General features: G+C 63.1%; 16 protein-coding genes. 3 read left to right on the top strand and 13 right to left on the bottom strand.

Features of this window, described 5'->3' with window-relative positions; genetic code table 11:
- Window positions 1-184: 184 nt before the first annotated feature.
- Window positions 185-2,269 (bottom strand): choline BCCT transporter BetT, encoded by a 2,085-nt coding sequence (betT, locus tag E9229_RS09340; RefSeq protein ID WP_183510930.1) that lies wholly within the window; start codon window positions 2,267-2,269, stop codon window positions 185-187.
- 242 nt (window positions 2,270-2,511) lie between these two features.
- Here betT and E9229_RS09335 point away from each other — a divergent pair, with 242 nt between their 5' ends.
- From E9229_RS09335 to E9229_RS09325, 3 genes are read left to right on the top strand one after another with little or no spacing between them, the layout of a single operon-like run.
- Window positions 2,512-3,303, top strand: a complete 792-nt coding sequence (locus tag E9229_RS09335; protein ID WP_183510929.1) for an SDR family NAD(P)-dependent oxidoreductase — start codon at window positions 2,512-2,514, stop codon at window positions 3,301-3,303.
- A gap of 11 nt (window positions 3,304-3,314) precedes the next feature.
- On the top strand, window positions 3,315-4,079 hold the full coding sequence (locus E9229_RS09330) for an SDR family NAD(P)-dependent oxidoreductase (protein WP_221184421.1): 765 nt from the start codon (window positions 3,315-3,317) through the stop codon (window positions 4,077-4,079).
- Window positions 4,079-4,879 carry a VOC family protein gene (locus E9229_RS09325; RefSeq protein ID WP_183510928.1) on the top strand — a complete coding sequence of 267 codons (801 nt, stop codon included), beginning with the start codon at window positions 4,079-4,081 and terminating at the stop codon, window positions 4,877-4,879. Before E9229_RS09330 ends, E9229_RS09325 begins: the two co-directional genes overlap by 1 nt.
- On the opposite strand, the gene E9229_RS09320 is transcribed toward E9229_RS09325, so the two are convergent.
- The 12 genes from E9229_RS09320 to E9229_RS09265 form a co-directional block, all read right to left on the bottom strand.
- Window positions 4,876-5,454 carry a TetR/AcrR family transcriptional regulator gene (locus E9229_RS09320; RefSeq protein ID WP_183510927.1) on the bottom strand — a complete coding sequence of 193 codons (579 nt, stop codon included), beginning with the start codon at window positions 5,452-5,454 and terminating at the stop codon, window positions 4,876-4,878. The genes E9229_RS09325 and E9229_RS09320 overlap by 4 nt on opposite strands.
- A gap of 264 nt (window positions 5,455-5,718) precedes the next feature.
- Window positions 5,719-6,693, bottom strand: a complete 975-nt coding sequence (locus E9229_RS09315) for a 3-hydroxyacyl-CoA dehydrogenase NAD-binding domain-containing protein (RefSeq protein WP_183510926.1) — start codon at window positions 6,691-6,693, stop codon at window positions 5,719-5,721.
- Complete coding sequence (locus tag E9229_RS09310; protein ID WP_183510925.1) at window positions 6,680-7,609, bottom strand: BKACE family enzyme; 930 nt, start codon at window positions 7,607-7,609, stop codon at window positions 6,680-6,682. The genes E9229_RS09315 and E9229_RS09310 overlap by 14 nt, the downstream gene beginning before the upstream one ends.
- Window positions 7,610-7,661: 52 nt before the next feature.
- On the bottom strand, window positions 7,662-8,837 hold the full coding sequence (locus E9229_RS09305) for an aromatic ring-hydroxylating oxygenase subunit alpha (protein ID WP_183510924.1): 1,176 nt from the start codon (window positions 8,835-8,837) through the stop codon (window positions 7,662-7,664).
- Window positions 8,838-9,434: 597 nt separating this feature from the next.
- A complete protein-coding gene (locus E9229_RS09300) occupies window positions 9,435-10,793 on the bottom strand; it encodes an NAD-dependent succinate-semialdehyde dehydrogenase (protein ID WP_183510922.1) in 1,359 nt (452 codons plus the stop codon).
- 27 nt (window positions 10,794-10,820) lie between these two features.
- The gene (locus tag E9229_RS09295; RefSeq protein ID WP_183510921.1) at window positions 10,821-11,999 is read right to left on the bottom strand and encodes a fumarylacetoacetate hydrolase family protein; all 1,179 of its coding nucleotides are present in this window, start codon (window positions 11,997-11,999) and stop codon (window positions 10,821-10,823) included.
- On the bottom strand, window positions 11,999-12,445 hold the full coding sequence (locus E9229_RS09290) for a VOC family protein (RefSeq protein WP_183510920.1): 447 nt from the start codon (window positions 12,443-12,445) through the stop codon (window positions 11,999-12,001). Before E9229_RS09290 ends, E9229_RS09295 begins: the two co-directional genes overlap by 1 nt.
- Window positions 12,445-12,900, bottom strand: a complete 456-nt coding sequence (locus tag E9229_RS09285) for a cytidine/deoxycytidylate deaminase family protein (RefSeq protein WP_183510919.1) — start codon at window positions 12,898-12,900, stop codon at window positions 12,445-12,447. The genes E9229_RS09290 and E9229_RS09285 overlap by 1 nt, the downstream gene beginning before the upstream one ends.
- Before the next feature lie 3 nt (window positions 12,901-12,903).
- Entirely contained in the window at window positions 12,904-13,824 is a 921-nt protein-coding gene (locus E9229_RS09280) for an ABC transporter permease (RefSeq protein ID WP_183510918.1), read from the bottom strand.
- 3 nt (window positions 13,825-13,827) lie between these two features.
- On the bottom strand, window positions 13,828-14,952 hold the full coding sequence (locus E9229_RS09275) for an ABC transporter permease (protein ID WP_183510917.1): 1,125 nt from the start codon (window positions 14,950-14,952) through the stop codon (window positions 13,828-13,830).
- Window positions 14,949-16,502: an ABC transporter ATP-binding protein gene (locus tag E9229_RS09270; protein WP_183510916.1), complete on the bottom strand. Its 1,554-nt coding sequence runs from the start codon at window positions 16,500-16,502 to the stop codon at window positions 14,949-14,951. The genes E9229_RS09275 and E9229_RS09270 overlap by 4 nt, the downstream gene beginning before the upstream one ends.
- Complete coding sequence (locus tag E9229_RS09265) at window positions 16,492-17,523, bottom strand: BMP family lipoprotein (protein ID WP_183510915.1); 1,032 nt, start codon at window positions 17,521-17,523, stop codon at window positions 16,492-16,494. Before E9229_RS09265 ends, E9229_RS09270 begins: the two co-directional genes overlap by 11 nt.
- Between the last annotated feature and the right edge of the window lie 20 nt (window positions 17,524-17,543).

Raw genomic sequence — 17,543 nt, 5'->3', positions numbered from 1 at the left:
CAGAATCGCGGGCGGTGGCACCTTTTCATCAGTCCCATCGCTCTTCAGCTTCTTCTATGGCATCAAGGAGGACCCTTCCGTTGGCAGCTCAAGCAAACCGATGATTATCCAGAGGTCCTGGGCAGATGATGGTCCACCCAGGACCTCCGATCGGGCAAAGGCACGAGGCACCCCGTGGCCTGGATTAGATGGAGGGCTCCGGCTCCCCTGCAGCTGCCAGGTCCACGGCGTAGCCTCCTCCGATATCCTCGGGTGCGGCTATGCCTGTATGCAGTGCTTCTTCGTTGATACCCAACGATTCAGACCAGCCGACAAACTCATCGAAAATGTAGTCGATCAATTGCGCATAGGCCAGGTCTTGGACCACTTTGGCTTGCCTGACTCCATCGACGTAGATGCTGAGCACCTCTGCTGCACGCACTCCTTCGGCAACTGGCCGGGGGCTCAAGCTGATGCGCAGCATGGACTCTTGAGGATCTGAAGCCATGATCGTCAGCTCCACCGTCTTCACCGCATCCTCCCGATGACCATTCTGCGTGGATGCCTCAAAGCCACGGTCGCGGAGTTCGATGGCGAGTTCCTCGATCGCCGGCATCGCAACGGCATCCAGATAATCTTCTGCGGATTCGTCACCGGGGAATACGCCTGCCCCGCGACGGGACCGGGCTCGGCCACCCTGCCGGCGAGGTTCACGGGGGTTGCCTCCACGATCGGTGACGAACTCCCTGCGCAGGGACTTGAGCAGGCCAAGCATCACCACGATCAAGACGAAGCTGAAGGGAAGCGCGATGATGATCGTGGCCGACTGCATGACGGCGATGCCGCCGGAAATCATCATTGCCGCGGTGAGCAGGGCCATCGCAACTCCCCAGAATATCCGAAGACCCGAGCGCGGTAAATCACGCGAATCCTTGGAATGGGAGCTGAGCTGTGCCATGACCAGCGCCCCGGAATCAGCGGTGGTCACAAAGAAGAGTACTCCGGTGATCGTGGCGATCAAGGCGACGAGGGTGAATGCCGGGTACTCCGCAAGAAGCGTGTAGAAGCCTTGTTCGGGGAAGTTCGCGGCGATTTCACCGAAGTCCGTGTTGCCCCCGCGGATCAGTCCGATGGCGGCGTTGCCGTAGATCGAAATCCACATCACGATGTAGGAGAAGGGAAGAATCAGGACGCCTCCCACAAACTGACGGATGGTACGTCCACGGGAAATGCGGGCGAGGAAGAGTCCGATGAACGCGGCGTAGGCGATCCACCAGGCCCAGAAGAACAGCGTCCAGTCTCCCATCCATTCGGTCTGTGGATTGAAGGCAAAGGTCTCCGTGGAGCGGCTGCCGAGAGAGGTGAAGTAGTCGCCGATATTCAGGACCATGGCGTTGAGCAGGTACATCGTTTCTCCGGCGAAGAGCACGAAGACCGCCAGGAGTGCGGCCAACACGACGTTGAGCTGGGATAGCCATTTGATGCCCTTATCCACGCCGCTGACTGCCGAGATCGTTGCTATCAGAAGGCCGAAGCCGAGCAGCCCGATCTGCACCGCGATGTGTTCGGGTACGCCGAAGATGGCCTGCAGGCCGAAGTTGAGCTGCACCACGCCGATTCCCAACGATGCTGCCACGCCGAAGATGGTGCCCAGGATGGCTGCGATATCGACACTGTGGCCCACCACGCCTTTGACGCGCTTGCCGACGATGGGATAGAGCAGGGAACGTACGGCCAGCGGCAGGTTCCTGCGGTAGGTGAGGTATGAAAGGGCCAATCCCATCAGCGCATAAAGCGCCCACCCGTTGATCCCGTAGTGGAAGATCGTCCAGACGCTTGCCTCTCGCGCCGCAGCGTCGGTGCCTCCCTCGGCTGCCGGAGGGGAGATGTATTGGGAGACCGGGCCGGCCACGGCAAAGAACATCAAATCGATATTGATGCCGGCGGCAAAAAGCATGGCGGCCCAGGCAAACGTGCTGTATTGGGGTTTGGAATACTTGGGGCCCAACTTGATCTGCCCATATCGGGACAGCGCCAGGTAGATCAGGAAGACAAGGGCCGCGGCAGCCAAGGCGACATAGAACCAGCCGAAGTTTCCAATGGTCCAAGCCGAGAGCGTGCCAATGATGTCCAAGGCCGACTCGGGCGCCACCATGGTCCAGATCACGATGATCAGCATGATGACCGCGGAGCCGATGAAAACCGGGAGGTTCACCCGGCTCCTGCGGGTCTGCTGCGGTATATCAATGGTGGCGGCTGGACTACCGGTTTCGCCTGGCGCTTCATGCATGTCGACTTCCCTCAATTAGATTGTGATCTGGATCTCATTGGAGTACGTCCATAATCTACGACAGCTTGTACATACGTTCAAGACTTTTCTCATCTCATGTTGTACGATCGTTCAATTATCACGACATGGCCGCCGACTTTCCACCCGCAAACCCTTGGTCCCGCCATTGCAACCCATCCACCGTGCCATCCACGCTCCATCGTCACGTGACCCATTTGCTGATCGTTCAAAGGAGAACCCGCATGAAGCTTTCTGGAAAAACCGCGCTTGTCACCGGGGCACTGGGCGGAATCGGTCGTTCGATCGTCGAACGCTTCCTCACCGAGGGCGCCGTCGTCTACGCGACAGACATGGCACCCCAACAAACCGCACCACTTTTCGATGACAAGAACTACCGCTACCTTTCGATGAACGTCACCGATGAGGACGCGGTCATGGCAGCCATGGATGTCGTCCGAAAGGAAGCCGGGGAACTGCACATTCTGGTCAACGCGGCCGGTATCGAGATCGAGAAGACCATTGAGGACACGACCCTCGATGAGTGGAACCTCTCCTTCGCAGTGAACGTATCCGGCACCTTCCTGACCTGCAAACATGCTTTGCCGCTACTTCGCCATGCCGTGGGCGGGGAGATCACTTCCTCGATCATCAATTTCGGCTCCTACGACGGCTTCATCGCCGATCCCGGCTTGGCCGCCTACTGCGCCACCAAGGGTGCGGTGCATGCCTTGACGCGCGCCCTGGCCTGCGACCACGGCCCGGAAGGCATCCGAGTCAACGCCATCTGCCCCGGCTACATCGATACGCCGATGCTCCAAAGCTTCTTCAATGGCGCGGGTTCCGGCGGAGACGGAAAAACCATCGACGAACTCCAACAATCGGTCCGCGATGTGCATCCGCTGCGCAAGTACGGGACACCGAAAGACGTCGCCAACCTCGTCACCTGGCTGGCATCCGACGAAGCCGGCTACGCCTCCGGACAGCTGTGGGTCCTCGATGGCGGACTGACGGCCCAAGTACAGCAGATGCGGTAAGGGGAATCACCATGACGGACATGAAAACCACCACCCACACCGCGATCGTCACCGGCGGCAGCCGCGGAATCGGCCGTGCGATCGTCAAGCGGCTTTCCGCAGATGGAGCCCGGGTACTGACCTGCGGACGGGGCGAACGCCCCGATGAGCTAGACGATGCTGTCCTGTGGTTCAGCGGAGACGTGTCTTCGCCGGCCGATGCCCAACGCATGCTCGCCGTCGCGAACGATGCTTTCGGGCCGGTGAGCCTGCTGGTCAATAATGCTGGTGTACAAGTCGAAAAGACCCTGATGGATACCACCGACCGGGACTGGGAACTGGTCCTGGGCGTGAACTGCACCGGGGTATTCAACATGTCCCGCGCGGTACTTCCCCAGATGACCGAGCACGGCGGCGTGATCATCAACGTGGGCTCCATCTCCGGGGACGTGGCCGATGGTTCCATGGCCGCCTATAACGCCTCGAAGGCGTTCGTGCATGGACTGACCCGTTCGATCGCCGTCGATCACGGACCGCACGTCCGCTGCAACGCCGTCCAACCGGGGTGGATCATGACCGAAATGGCAGAAGATGCCTTCGCCCTGGCCCGGGATCCAGAGGCCGCGAGACGTGATGGCCTCGCCCGCACTCCGGCGGGCCGATTCGGTCAGCCGGTGGACATCGCCAACGCCGTAGCCTGGTTGGCATCTGAAGAATCCGATTTTATTACCGGTCAGTGCATCACCATAGACGGCGGCCTGACGGTCGCCTCGCCCATGACCCCTGGAGCCTTCTAATGGGCTCGTCATCCACCTCCCGCATCGACTCGACCGGCAACGTCGTCGATTTGGACCACACGTCGTTTGCGGTTCACAACGCACTTGAGTGGGGAATGCGCCTCCGCCGGGATCTGGGTGCGACGCCGATCATCGGTGAGGCACTTTCCGAATTCAGGTACCTGCTGCTCTACCTCGGATCGGCCGCCCAAGGAGCCCGCATCGAACTGATTGAACCCACCGGGCCGGGCTTCCTCCAGCGGAACCTGGAAAAGCGCGGCGAGGGGCCCCACCACATCACGTTCACCGTGCCCGACGTGGGCGTTGCCGTCGCAGCAGCCCGCTCGCTGGGACTGACGGTCGTGGGGGAACACTATGAGCATCCACCCTGGCGCGAAGCGTTCATCATGCCGGACCCCGTTCATGGCGTTGTCATTCAACTCGCCCAGTCCGAACGCAGCTACCCCCTTCCGAAAGAACTGCTGAGCACACGAACCCGCAACATTGACGAACTGCCCAGTGTCCTGGGTGCCACTGAACCCCTGTGGTGGGCCGATGTGTGGGATGCCGAACCATCCGCCCTCGGCACCTTGGGGAAAACGCATCTGGGGTCAACGGACCGTACTGCCTCCCAGCAGCTCTTCGGGGATGTACTGGGTGGGTCGGAAACCCGGGACGGGGATTCACTGACTTTCGCTTGGCCTTCCGGTGCCATTCAGGTCAACGTCGGTGAAACAGCGGGAATCCAGGGCATGAGCCTGAGCGGCACAGGCCTTGATGAGCTGTTCATCGGTTCGGTCCGGCTTGGCGACTTTGATTAACTGAAGGCTATCGTTTCGCACAGCTCGGTGGCCCGCTTCACGGCGGGACGCCCCACACCGAGCAATGAGGTCAGCCATACGCCGTTCTGGATGATATCGATATCCGTCGCCAACTTGTTGGCATCCGAGAGTGAAAGTTCGGGGCGGGCTGCCCGGATGAGGACCGAGAGTCCCTGCCGGTAGCGTTTCTGGGCCCTGGTATTGATTTCTTCGAAGCTCGGATGGGACGGGGCAAGCGCCCACAACTGAAGACGCAATGAGACATAGTCCGTCGTCAGGAATTTGGGGCTGTTCACCTGGTGTAGGGCCAGCCGCAGGTTTTCTTCGGCGCTCTTGTCAGGATCCGGGGTGACGATGGACATGTCGTCCTTTTCCACACGTTCCAGGACGGCGGCCATCAAGGAGATCTTGTCCGAGTAGTAGTAGTTGACAAGACCCAAGGAAACGCCGGCTTCACTGGCGACGGCACGCATACTCACACCGGATATCCCGTGCTGGGCTAACAGCGTGAGAACGGCATCGAGAATGAGCTGCTCCCGGTGAATCTTCTTTCCAGGTTCGGCGCTCATCTTCATGAGATTAGCACAGGGCCCGGGGATGTCAGGAGTCGCATTTTGATCGTCCCTTCACTTATCACGCGTTGTTTCGGGGGCCCTCCAGGAAAGGGCCGAGCCTGTTGGTGCGCCTGCGGCAGACCGTCTTCTGCACTCGTGGTTGGGTGAGGTGGAGCTAGACACTCCGTTTAGCCGCAGTCGTTAAAACGAACGGTTGCGTTGCGGACCACCGATGGTCCGCAACGCCTGATCAGGTGCTTGGCCTCATTGACAGAGGCCTTCGCCTCATCGAGTTCCGCCCAGGACCTCCTGGGACGCCTTGAGGGCAACCATCCGGGCGATCAATGCATCTCGGCGACGGGCCAGCTCCTCGATGGAATGCGGCTCCTCGTTTGCGGAAAGCCCTGCCACCAGACGCGATACCGTTGCAGCATCCAGATGTGGCGTACCCAGGTCGTCGAACCACCGGTTGAAGCTCTCGGTGTACCGATCACAGAATGCGCTCAGGCCACCGTCCCCGGCACCCAAATGGAAGAGTTGCGTCGGCCCCATGGCAGCCCAGCGCAGACCCGGGCCCGCGGAGACCGCCTTGTCGACGTCCTCGACGCTGGCCACTCCCTCGTTGATCAGGTGAATCGCTTCGCGCCAGAGTGCGGCCTGCAGCCGGTTCGCGACATGTCCAGGAACTTCACGCTTTATCTCGATCGTGACTTTCCCGATCGATTCGTAGAACCGGCTGGCCGCATCGACCACGCCGGCCGCGGTGCGGTCGTTGCCCATCACTTCGACGAGCGGGATCAGATGTGGCGGGTTGAAGGGATGACCCAGGATGAAACGGCTCGGGTCCCGCCAGCCGGCTTGCATTTCGGTCAGCGTGAGCCCGGAGGCCGATGATGCCACGATCGTTCCGCTGCCCAGCACCGGTTCGATGAGCCCATAGAGCTCATGTTTCAGCGCGACTTGTTCCGGGACGCTTTCCTGGACGAAGTCCGCCCCGTCTACCGCCTCGCGGGCATCAGCGCAGAAGGTGATGTTATCTGGGCTACCGTTCTCGGCAAGCCCCAGTTGTTCAAGTATCGGCCACGCTTCCGCCACGGCCGCCCTGACCCGTTCAGGCGCCGATGGATCGGGGTCGAAGACGCTGACTTTCTTGCCGGCGGCCAGGAAGAGTGCCGTCCAGCTTTGACCGATGACTCCCCCGCCCAAGCTTGCGACGCGTTCGATGCTCCCCGTGCCGATATCAGCATCAGAAGTTGACATTGTCTGCCCCTTTCAGGCCTAGCCGCTGCCTGGCCTCAGCCGGAGTGGCAATGGTGTGGCCCAGCGATTCAATAATGGTTCGGATCTTTTTCACCTGACTGGCGTTCGAGGGAGCAAGCTGCCCCGGCCCGAGGTACAGGCTGTCCTCCAGCCCGACCCGCACGTTCCCGCCGAGAAGAGTCGACTGGGTGGCGAAATTCATCTGGTGCCTGCCGGCCGCCAAGACCGACCATTCGTAGTCGTCACCGAAGAGCTTGTCCGCGATGGTGTGCATGTGCATCAAGTTATCGACATCGGCGCCCACTCCGCCCAGCACACCGAAGACCATCTGCACGAAAAACGGCCCCTTCACCCAACCCTGGTCGATCAACCAGGCCAGGTTGTACAGATGACCGAGGTCATAGCACTCGAACTCGAACTTGGTACCGTGTGCTTGTCCCAGTTCCTTCACCGTGTATTCAAGGTCCGCGAAGGTGTTCTTGAAGACCAGGTCCCGGGTTGATTCCAAGAACTCGGGCTCCCAGGGATGCTTCCAATCCGTGTACTTTTTCTTCATCGGGAAGATCCCGAAGTTCAGCGACCCCACGTTCAGGGACGCCATCTCGGGAGAGAATGCATTGGCGGCCTTGAGCCGGTCCTCGCGTGTCATCCCGAGCCCGCCACCGGTGGAGATGTTGATGACGGCATCGGTTGCTTGCGCGATCCGCGGAAGGAACTGCGCGAAGATTTCCGGGCTGGGATCGGGTTTTCCCGTTTCCGGATCCCGCGCATGCAAATGAATGATGGCCGCGCCGGCCTCGGCCGCTTCGATCGAGGCGACTGCTATCTCGTCCGGGGTGATCGGCAGGTGCGCAGACATGGTCGGAGTGTGGATGCCACCGGTCGGTGCGCAGGTAATGATGACTGGCTTGGACATTCGGTTACGCCTTCCAGTGTTCAGAGGATGGATTGATCTTGCTCATGCGGGCTTAGTCCTCGGCCAGCGAACGGTATGAGTCGAGGACCAGCCCGTGGAAGTGATGGATTCCGTGTTCTGAGAGCCCCGGCGCATGGTCGGGGTCATAGACGATCCGTCCCTGGTTGAACGCCGGCGACGACATGCCCCGCTGCACGCTTTCGACCAATGCGATGTCCTCCTGCTGGAGGACCTCGTGGATGTACTTGATCGATTCCACTTCGGCCTCGTTGGGTTCAGCGGTCTCCAGGAAGAAATCCCAGGTTTCCAGGGTCCTATTGGGTCCGGCCGGAATGACCTGGAACACCATGAAGTTGCTGCGGCCGGGATAGCGCAAGAGGCAGGTGTTGGGATACAGCCACCACACGGCGTGGGTCTTGACCGTCGCGTCGGAAACATCGTAGGCGGCGTTCTCCGAGGTGCCGGCATCGGCAAAGTGGCTGGACCAGATCCCGTGGGTCTTCACGTCATAGGTGTCCATGTCGACCAGCGACACGAAGGCCTTGTGCGCCACATGGCAGTGGTAGCACTCCAGGAAGTTATCGATCACGTTCTTCCAGTTCGTGGCCACGTCGTAGGTCAGCCGCTTGGCATGCGTCAGCTGCTCTACGTCCGGTGCCCAGAAATTGATTTCCTCGGCCAAGTCGGGCGCCTGCTCCGCCAGCGGCCGTGCTTTTCCGTCGAGGTTGACGTAGACAAAACCACAGAACTCCTCCACTTGCACCTGGTCCAGGCAGATCTCCGACTTGTTGAAATTCTCCAGCTGATCGGTCTGGCGGGCCCCCTTCAGGTTGCCTTCCAGGTCATAGGTCCACGCGTGATAGGGACAGACGAGGGCACGAGTGGTTCCCGATCCCTTCAGGAGCTCGTGGGCCCGGTGCTTGCAGACGTTGTAGAAGGCACGAAGGGTGTTTTGTGAACGATCCCGGACGATGACGATCGGCATGTCGGCGATGGTGACGGCAAGGTAGCTGCCGGGGGCCCGCAGCTTCTCCACGTGGCAGACCCACTGCCACGTACGGCCGATGATCGCCTTGAGGTCAACATCGTGCCATTTCTGCTCCGTATAGGCCTCGGCGCGAAGCGAATGGGAGTTTCCAGGGTCGGCACCATATCCAGCCGAGATCGCGTCGACCTCGTCGTCGGCCAGAACTACCCGGTCTTCGGTGCTTTCAGTGTGTTGTGTCATGTGATGACCGTAACGTTAACTGGTCAATCGTTCAATACTTTTTGAACACTTGTTCAATTAGCTCACCATGGGAACCTTCCGCGAGCCGGTGCACCAACACGTAACCGGACCAGCGCTCCCCGAATCCCCAGCCGGAGGTTTCCGCTCGTTGATGCATCCATTCGGAGCGGTTCGGCGGCCTCGTGCCAAGGTGACCTCACTCGCAACGCCGATGATCGGTCACCAGGGCACTGACGAAAAGCTGAACAGCTACGACGCCGCCTTCGGCAAGGAAACCGCGGCCGGTGGCGTCGTGGCGGATGGGGAGGAACCGCGGCAACGGCAGCAACCGCGGTCGGCATTGTCCGTGCAAGGCGAAACGGCCTTCGCCACAGCCCCGGCCACGACCCACATCCACGTCATTAACCGCAAGGACGGCACGGTAGTCCGGAGAATCGAGTTATCCCGGATCCGGAATGATGCCACCGGCGGATCCGTCCCGAAGCCCGCAGTCGGCAATGACCGGGGACGGAAACAAAAACAGCGGGCGGGGTTCCTTCCGAAAAGGAACCCCGCCCGCTGTGATGATCGACCGTTCAGGCCCCCGCTTCGATGCGCTTAGAGCCGGACGATCCGCTTGTTCATGAATTCATCCATGCCCAGGGCGCCGAGCTCGCGTCCGACACCCGAACGCTTGATGCCACCGAAGGGCAGGTCAGCCTGGGATCCGCCGGCGGCGTTGATGTAGACCATGCCGGCTTCGATGCGGTCGCCCACCCGGCGGGCGCGAGCCACGTCGTCGCTGAAGACGCCCGAGCCCAGGCCGTAGACCGTGTCATTGGCCAGTTCGATGGCCTCGTCCTCGCTGGAGGCCTTGTAGACCACTACTGCCGGGCCGAACAGCTCGCCGTAGTAGGCATCCATGTCCTTGGTGACACCGGTCAGCACCGCCGGTGACACGTAGGCGCCGGGGCCCTCGATGTGGGTTCCGCCGGTGTGCAGCGTGGCGCCCTTGGCGACGGCGTCGGCAATCTGCCCGACGAGCTCGTCGGCGGCAGCCTGCGAGGACAGCGGGGCCAGGGTGGTGGCCGGGTCCGCCGGATCGCCGGCTTCGAAGGCCGCGAAACGCTCGGTCAGCTTCGCCACGAAGACCTCGTAGAGGTCCTCCATCACGATCATGCGCTTGGGTGCGTTGCAGGCCTGGCCGTTGTTGCCCATGCGTGCCTCGACGGCGATCTCCACGGACTTGTCCAGGTCCGAGCTGTCGAGCAGCACCATCGGGTCCGAACCGCCCAGTTCCAGCACGACCTTCTTCAGGTTGCGTCCGGCTTCCATGGCGACGGCCGAACCGGCCCGCTCGCTACCGGTCAGTGAAATACCCTGGATCCGGTCATCGGTGAGCATCGTGGCGATCTGCGCCGCGGAGGCGTAGACGTTGATGTAGGCATCGGCGGGGAGGCCGGCCTCCACCATGATCGACTCGATCGCCGCAGCCGATTCCGGGCAGTTGCGGGCGTGCTTCAGGATGATGGTGTTGCCCAGCATCAGGTTCGGCGCGGCGAAGCGTGCCACCTGGTAGTACGGGTAGTTCCACGGCATGATGCCGATCAGCGAGCCGATCGGACGCTTCTGGATGAGCGCGTTTCCGCCCTGGATGGCCAGTGCCTCGTCGGCGATCAGCGCGGGGCCGTTCTCCGCGTAATAGGTGAAGATCTCGAAGACGGTCTGCAGCTCGCCCTTGCTCTCCTCGATGCGCTTGCCCATTTCGCGGGTGATGATCGCGGCGAGCTCGTCGGTGCGCTCGGCAAAGAGCTGGGCCACGCGCTTGACCAGGCGGGCGCGCTCCTCGATGGGGGTATCGCGCCAGGACAGGTAGGCCTGGTGCGAGCGGGACACGACCTCGCCGATCTGGGCGTCGGTGGCGAGGGGGTACTCGGCGACGAGTTCACCGGTGGCGGGGTTAATGACCTGATACATGGTGTGTGTGACTTTCGTGTTGGGTGGTTAGAGCAGGCCGCGGGAGTTCAGGTTCTGGATGAACGACCAGATGCCTTCGGTCCAGGGTGCGGCCTCTTCGGAATGCTTGACGGTGTTGCGCAGCATGCCCAGCTTCGGGTTGGAGATGGAGACCACGTCGCCGACCTCGTGGGTGAAGCCGGCTCCGGGTGCGTGCCGGTCCTGCGTCGGGGAGAACAGGGTGCCGGTGAACAGCACGAACCCGTCCGGGTACTGGTGGTGCTTGCCATGGGCATGGCCGATGAGCTCTTGAGGATCCCGGCTGATCTTCTTCATCGAGCTGGTGCCGTCCATGGAGAATCCGTCGGGCCCGGAGACCGTCAGCTCGATGTCCAGCTCGCGGACGTCGTCCATGGAGAAGGAGTCATCGAAGAGCCGGATGAACGGGCCGATGGCGCAGGAGCGGTTGTTGTCCTTGGCCTCGGTCAGCAGCAGGGCGCTACGGCCCTCGAAGTCGCGCAGGTTCACGTCGTTGCCCAGTGCGGCGCCCACGGCACGGCCGTCGGCACGCACGGCCAGGACCACTTCGGGTTCGGGGTTGTTCCAGGTGGAACGCGCCAGGACGCCGATGTCGGTACCCGTGCCCACGGCGGAGAGCACCTGGGACTTGCTGAAGATCTCCGGGTCCGGGCCGATCCCCACTTCCAGGTACTGCGACCACAGGCCCTCGGCCTGCAGGATTTCCTTGACCTGTGCGGCTTCCGGGGATCCGGGACGGACCGAGGAGATGGCACCGCCGATGGCTGCGGAAAGCCGTTCGCGGATGGCCAGGGCCTTGGACGAGTCGCCCTGGGCGCGCTCTTCGATGACCCGCTCGAGCATGCTCTCCACGAAGGTCACCCCGGCGGCCTTGATCGCCTGCAGGTCGATCGGGGCCAGCAGCTGCGCGTGGGAGGAATCCCCGGCTGCCGTGGCGTCCAGCAGCTCCTGCAGTTCCCAGCGGCGGCCGCTCAAGTCTTCACGCACTGCCGCCAGCAGGTCATCGCGTTCCAGCAGGGTCGAGACGGTGGGCTCCACGGAGCTGATGTCCACTGCCTGGGTGCCGTCCACGACGACCACGCAGGGTCCTCCGACCAGCGGGTCGAAGACGCGGCCGATCAGAACGGCCTTTTCCGCATCGAGCGGCAGCAAATCGGTGATCGAGAATTCCATGGTGTCCTTCTTCATTAGAGTGTTTCCTGCGCGGTGGTTGCGCCCGCGACGGCTCCGGGTTCGCCGCCCTCATACCAGGCGAAGAACTCCCAGAGTTCTCCACAGGGGCCCGAGACGTAGAGGCAGCGGGCGTTCCACGGGTAGTCATCCGGTGCGCCGTAGACCTGAACGCCCTGGGCCACGAGTTCATCGTGGATGGCGTCGATCGCGGCCGGGGCGTCGAGCTTCACGGCGAGCATGACGTTGTGGCCCTGCGGTTCCTCGCGCTGGGAGATGACCCCGGTGGTTTCCTGGATGTGGGTCGCTTCCCAGAGGGCCAGGATGACCCCCGGACCGGCGAAGTCCGCGAAGCCCGGCATCCGGTGCTTGAGCGTGAAGCCCAGCTTTTGCGTGTAGAACTCGATGGACCGGTCCAGGTCGCGGGTGATCAGGCAGATGTCGGTGATGTTCGGCTTGTGCATTAGTTTGTTTCCTTTGCTGCGTGGGGCTCTTCAACGGCCCAGTCGTTCTCGTGCGGGAACATCCAGCGCTGGGGCATCAGTGCCGCGGAGGCGACCTTGCGTACAGCGCCGTGGTCATCGATCATGACCTCTGCCTCGAGGCAGTAGGCCCCCATGAGTTCGCGGCAGACGCCGCACGGGTTGGTGACGATGGCACGGCCCTCGTCATCCAGGCACAGGGCGACCATGGTGGCGATCTGATCGTCCCCGGACATCACCGCGTTGGCGATGGCCGAGGATTCGGCGCAGACGTTGATCCGGCGCGAGCCCAGGTGCAGGCCCAGGTGGATCTGCCCGGTGCTGGTGCGTACTCCGGCCGCCACGACATGCTTTTCGGCATCGTGGCGCGCGAGCAGCAGGCTCTTGACGGACTCGAAGAGTTCGATGTCGCTGGAATCCAGCTCGTTGACGTGCATGTCCTAGGACTCCATCGTTGGTGTGGCAATACGGACTCCGCCGTCCTTGCTCGTTCTGGCCAGGACCACCAGGCCGATGAACGCAATCAGGTACGGAAGCATCTGGGCAATCTGCGGCGGGATGACCTCGTCGTTGACCTGGATGGCCACGGCGGAGGCGAGTCCGAAGACCACGCTCATCATGGTCAGCAGCAGCACGCGGCCGCGGCAGAAGATGACGGCGGCCAGGGCCACGAAGCCCAGTCCGTTGGTCATGCCCTCGGTGAACAGGGTCAGCTGGCCGATGCTCAGCTGGGCCCCGGCGATGGCACACAAGGCAAAGCACCAGACCTGGGCCAGGATGCGCATGCGCTGGACATTGCCGCCGGCGGCTGCCAGGGCTGCCGGGTGTTCGCCGGCCGCCTTGAGGTGCCGGACCAGCACGGTGTTCTTCACGGCGAACAGGGCAACGGCCACGATGACCCAGCTCAGGTAGGTGAGCACCGTATGGCCGGAGAGGATCGGGCCGAGGATCGGGACGCCGTCAATGAACGGAATCCGGTAGGTCGGCAGCGAGGGGATGCCCGGGGCGCTGAGGGTGCCCTTGACGCCGAAGAGCGAGCGCAGGAGGTAGACCGTCGCGGCTCCAGCGAAGATGTTCAACACGATCCCGGCAATGAAGACGTTCACGTTCAGGCGGGTGATCATCCAGCCGAAGACCAGGCCGCTGAGGATCCCGGCGGCGATGGTCAGGGTGACCGCGGCGAATCCGGAGCCGAAGGCCAGGCCGAATACCACGCCACCGAAGGCGCCGAAGAGCATGGCACCCTCCAGCCCGACGTTCAGGTCCTTGGTCCATTGGGTCGGGAGGCAGGCCAGTGCGGCCAGGAGGATGGGGGTCGTGAGCCGGACCCCGGATCCTAGAAAGGAATTGAGCAGTTCCATCGGTTACTTACCTTCCGAACGAATGTAGCGGTTTTTCAGCTCGGCGAGACGGGTGAACAAACCTGCCCGCGCGGTGGCGGCGATGATGATTCCGGAGATGAGGATCAGCGACATTTCCGAGGGAACGGTGGAGACCTGTTCGATGCCGCGGGCGGCGGAGCGCATGACGCTGTAGACCAGCACCCAGATGATCGCGGAGACCGGACGGGCGCGGGCGATCATGGCCAGCAGGACGGCGTCCCAGCCGATTCCGGTGCCGATCTCGGTCCAGAACCGGCCCTGCGATGCGGTGACCAGCAGGGCGCCGGCGATGCCGCACAGGGCGCCGCTGACGGCCATCGAACCGATCCGGGAACGGCGGACGTTGATGCCCGACGCCGCTGCGAAGGCCGGGGATTCCCCGGTCATGCGCCAGCGGTAGCCCGTGACCGACCGTTCGCTGAGCCACCAGGTGGCCCCGCAGAGCACGATCACGACGAACAGGGCGGAGGTCAGCTGTGTGGAGGGAATCAGTTCGGTGAACATCGCCGTGTCGTGCACGGCCCGGGTGGTTCCGCTCTGTCGGGCCGGATCACGCAGCGGTGCGGTGGCCAGGTAGGCGCAGAAGAGCATGATGATGTAGTTCGACAGCAGGGTCGAGAGCACTTCATCGACGTTCCACACCGCACGCAGCCAGCCCAGGCCCGCGGCCACGGCGCCGCCGACCACGGCGGAGACGGCCAGGCACAGGAACAGGTGCAGCCCGGTGAACATCGGACCGATGTAGGCGCCGGTCAGGGCCGCTGCCATGGCACCGGCGTAGATCTGGCCCTCGGCGCCGATGTTGAACATCCCGGAGCGGTAGGCCAGCGAGACGCCCAGGGTGGCTACGATCAGTGGCAGTCCCCAGGCCAGCGTGCGGGCAATGCTGGTGGCATCCCCGACCGCGTAGTCAAGGCCCGCCATGATGGTCGGCAGCGCCTGGTAGCCCTGCGCTTCGATCAGGATGACTGCCAGCACCAGGCCCACGGCCAGGGTGAAGAGCCCGGGGACCGCGCGCCGGGCCAGTGCCCGCACGCTCGAGTTGGCCGGAGACTTCACGCCCTCCTGGGACTGCGGGAGGGTCTTGAAGGGTGTCTTGAGGCTCATTTGTTTACTTTCATTGTCTGCGCGCCCACCATGTACATCCCGAGTTCCTCGCGGCTGGTTTCGGAGGCCCGTTGTTCGGCAACCACTTCACCGCCGTACATCACCAGTACCCGGTCCGAGAGCCGCAGGATCTCGTCCATGTCGGCGGAGATCAGCACCACGGCACAGCCGGCGGCGGTGGCCTCGGCGACCTGGTTGTAGAGGAACTCGATGGCTCCGAGGTCAACGCCGCGGGTCGGCTGGGCCAGGATGATGCATTCGGGCTTGTCTTCGAGCTCGCGCGCCATGACGATCTTCTGCTGATTGCCGCCCGAGAGCGTGCTGCATTTGGCGTCGTAGCCCGAGGTCTTGATGCCGTACTTGGTGATCATGTGGGTGGCCCAGTGGCGCACCGTGCGGGGGAACGCCCGTCCGAGCCCGGCGGCGGAAGAATCGCGCCGGATCAAACCGGCGGTGATGCCTTCGAGCACGGTGCCGTTGAGCGGGATGCCTTCCAGGTGCCGGTCCTCGGCAACGTAGGACAGTCCGCGGGAGCGTCGTTCGGCGACGTTCAGGCCGCCCAGATCGGCCTCGCTCAGCCGGATGCTTCCTCCGGTCATGGACTGGATCCCGATCAGGGTCTCGGCGAGGGTGCTCTGGCCGTTGCCCTCGACACCGGCAATGCCCAGGACCTCGCCGGCGCGGACGCTGAAGGAGACGGCCTTGAGCGCGGCATCGGATCCGTGCTTTGCGGTGTGAAGGCCGCTGACCTCCAACACCGTCGAGGTGCCGGGTTCGGTGCGCTGGACCCGGCCCAGGTTCACGTCGGTGCGTCCGGTCATCGAGGCGACCACGGCTGCGGCGTCGGTATCGGCGGCAACGAAGGTCTCGATGGTCTTGCCGTTGCGCAGCACGGTGATCCTGTCGGCCACGGCGAAGACCTCCCGCAGCTTGTGCGAGATGAACACGACCGAAGCCCCGTCCTTGGCCAGCGACTTGAGCAGGACGAAGAGCTCCTCGGTCTCCTGCGGGGTCAGCACGGCGGTGGGCTCATCGAGGATGATGATCTTCGCCCCGCGGTAGAGCACCTTGATGATCTCCAGCTTCTGCTGGGTGGCCACGTTCAGCGTGCCGGTGATGGTGTCCGGATCCAGCTCGATGCCCAGGCGCTTCATCGGGTCGACCAGCGCGGCGCTGGCCGCGCCGTGGTCGAAGAGCCCGCGCTTGCGTGGCTCGGCACCGAGGGTGACGTTTTCGGCGACGGTGAAGCCGGGGACCAGCATGAAGTGCTGGTGCACCATGCCGATGCCGTGCTTGATGGCCTCGATCGGCTTCTTGAAGGAGATCGGCTGGCCGTCCATCGCGATGGCGCCGCCATCGGGCTGGTACATCCCGTAGAGGATGCGCATCAGGGTGGTCTTGCCCGCCCCGTTTTCGCCCACGAGGGCGTGGATTTCGCCGGCCTTCAAATCGAAGTCGACGTCCTGGTTCGCGATGACCGGGCCGAAGGTCTTGGTGATGCCGCGCAGTTCCAGGACCGGGGGTGTGGCAGTCGTGCTGTTACTTGCCATCAGGAGCCACTTCCCCGCTGACCAGCTTTGCCTGCAGCGCTTCGAGTTCCTTGACCTGGTCGGCCGGGACCAGCTTGTCGTCGTAGATCATTTCCCAGCCGCCTTCGGCGAAGCCGTAGCTGCGCTGTTCGCCGTGCTTGAGCTTGCCGTCGACGAATTCCTGGGCCATGTTTTCCATGACCTTGTCCACGCGCATGATCAGGCTTCCGGGGACCTTGCCCGGTGCCAGGGCGCTCTTGTCGGCGACGATGCCGATCGGTGCGATGTCGGCGCCGGACTTGGCTGCGTCGAAGGCACCGGCGCCGGAGAGTCCGGCGTAGGCGAAGATGCTGCGCGCCCCGCGGTTCTCCAGGCCCAGGGCCACTTCGCGGCCTTTGCTGGGATCGGTGAAGGAGCCGACGTACTGGGCGAGCACCCTCATGTCCGGGGCGACGTTGGATACGCCGGAGGTGAAGCCGGTTTCGCAGTTCTTGACCACCGGGGCGTTGGCGCCCCCGATGAATCCGGCGGCCGCGGCGGACTTGTCCTTGCCGACGACGCCGGCCAGTGCGCCTGCCATGAAGCAGCCCTCGGCGGTGCGGAACCCTGCCGAAATGACCTCCGGGTTATCGACGGTTCCGTCGATGAACACGAACGTGGTGTCCTTGTTGCGCTCGGCAACGCTGTCCATGGCGTCGATGGCTTCGTATCCGAGCACGAAGACCAGGTCGTTGGCGTCTGCGGCGTCCTGCATCATCGGTGCGAAGTTCTGTGCCTGGAGCTGGCCCTCGTAGGTCTTGACGGTGGCGCCGAGGTCGCTCTTGAGCGAATCGACGGCAACGCCGGCCTGGTCGAAGAAGTCTCCGTCTCCGAACGCGTTGTCCACGAAGATGCCGACCTTCAGGCCGTCCGCGGATGCCCCGGCGGCTGTCGGGGCCTTTCCCCCACATGCCGTGAGGCTCAGTCCCAGGCCCAATCCCAAGGCCAGGGCCTTGAAGGCCGTCCGCTTGGACAAAAGGGCAAAAGTGGGAGTCGATGCCATGCTGTGCCGCCTTAATTCTT

The organism is Paeniglutamicibacter cryotolerans (genome assembly GCF_014190875.1).
GTDB lineage: Bacteria > Actinomycetota > Actinomycetes > Actinomycetales > Micrococcaceae > Paeniglutamicibacter > Paeniglutamicibacter cryotolerans.
This window is presented reverse-complemented; position numbering and strand designations above follow the sequence as displayed.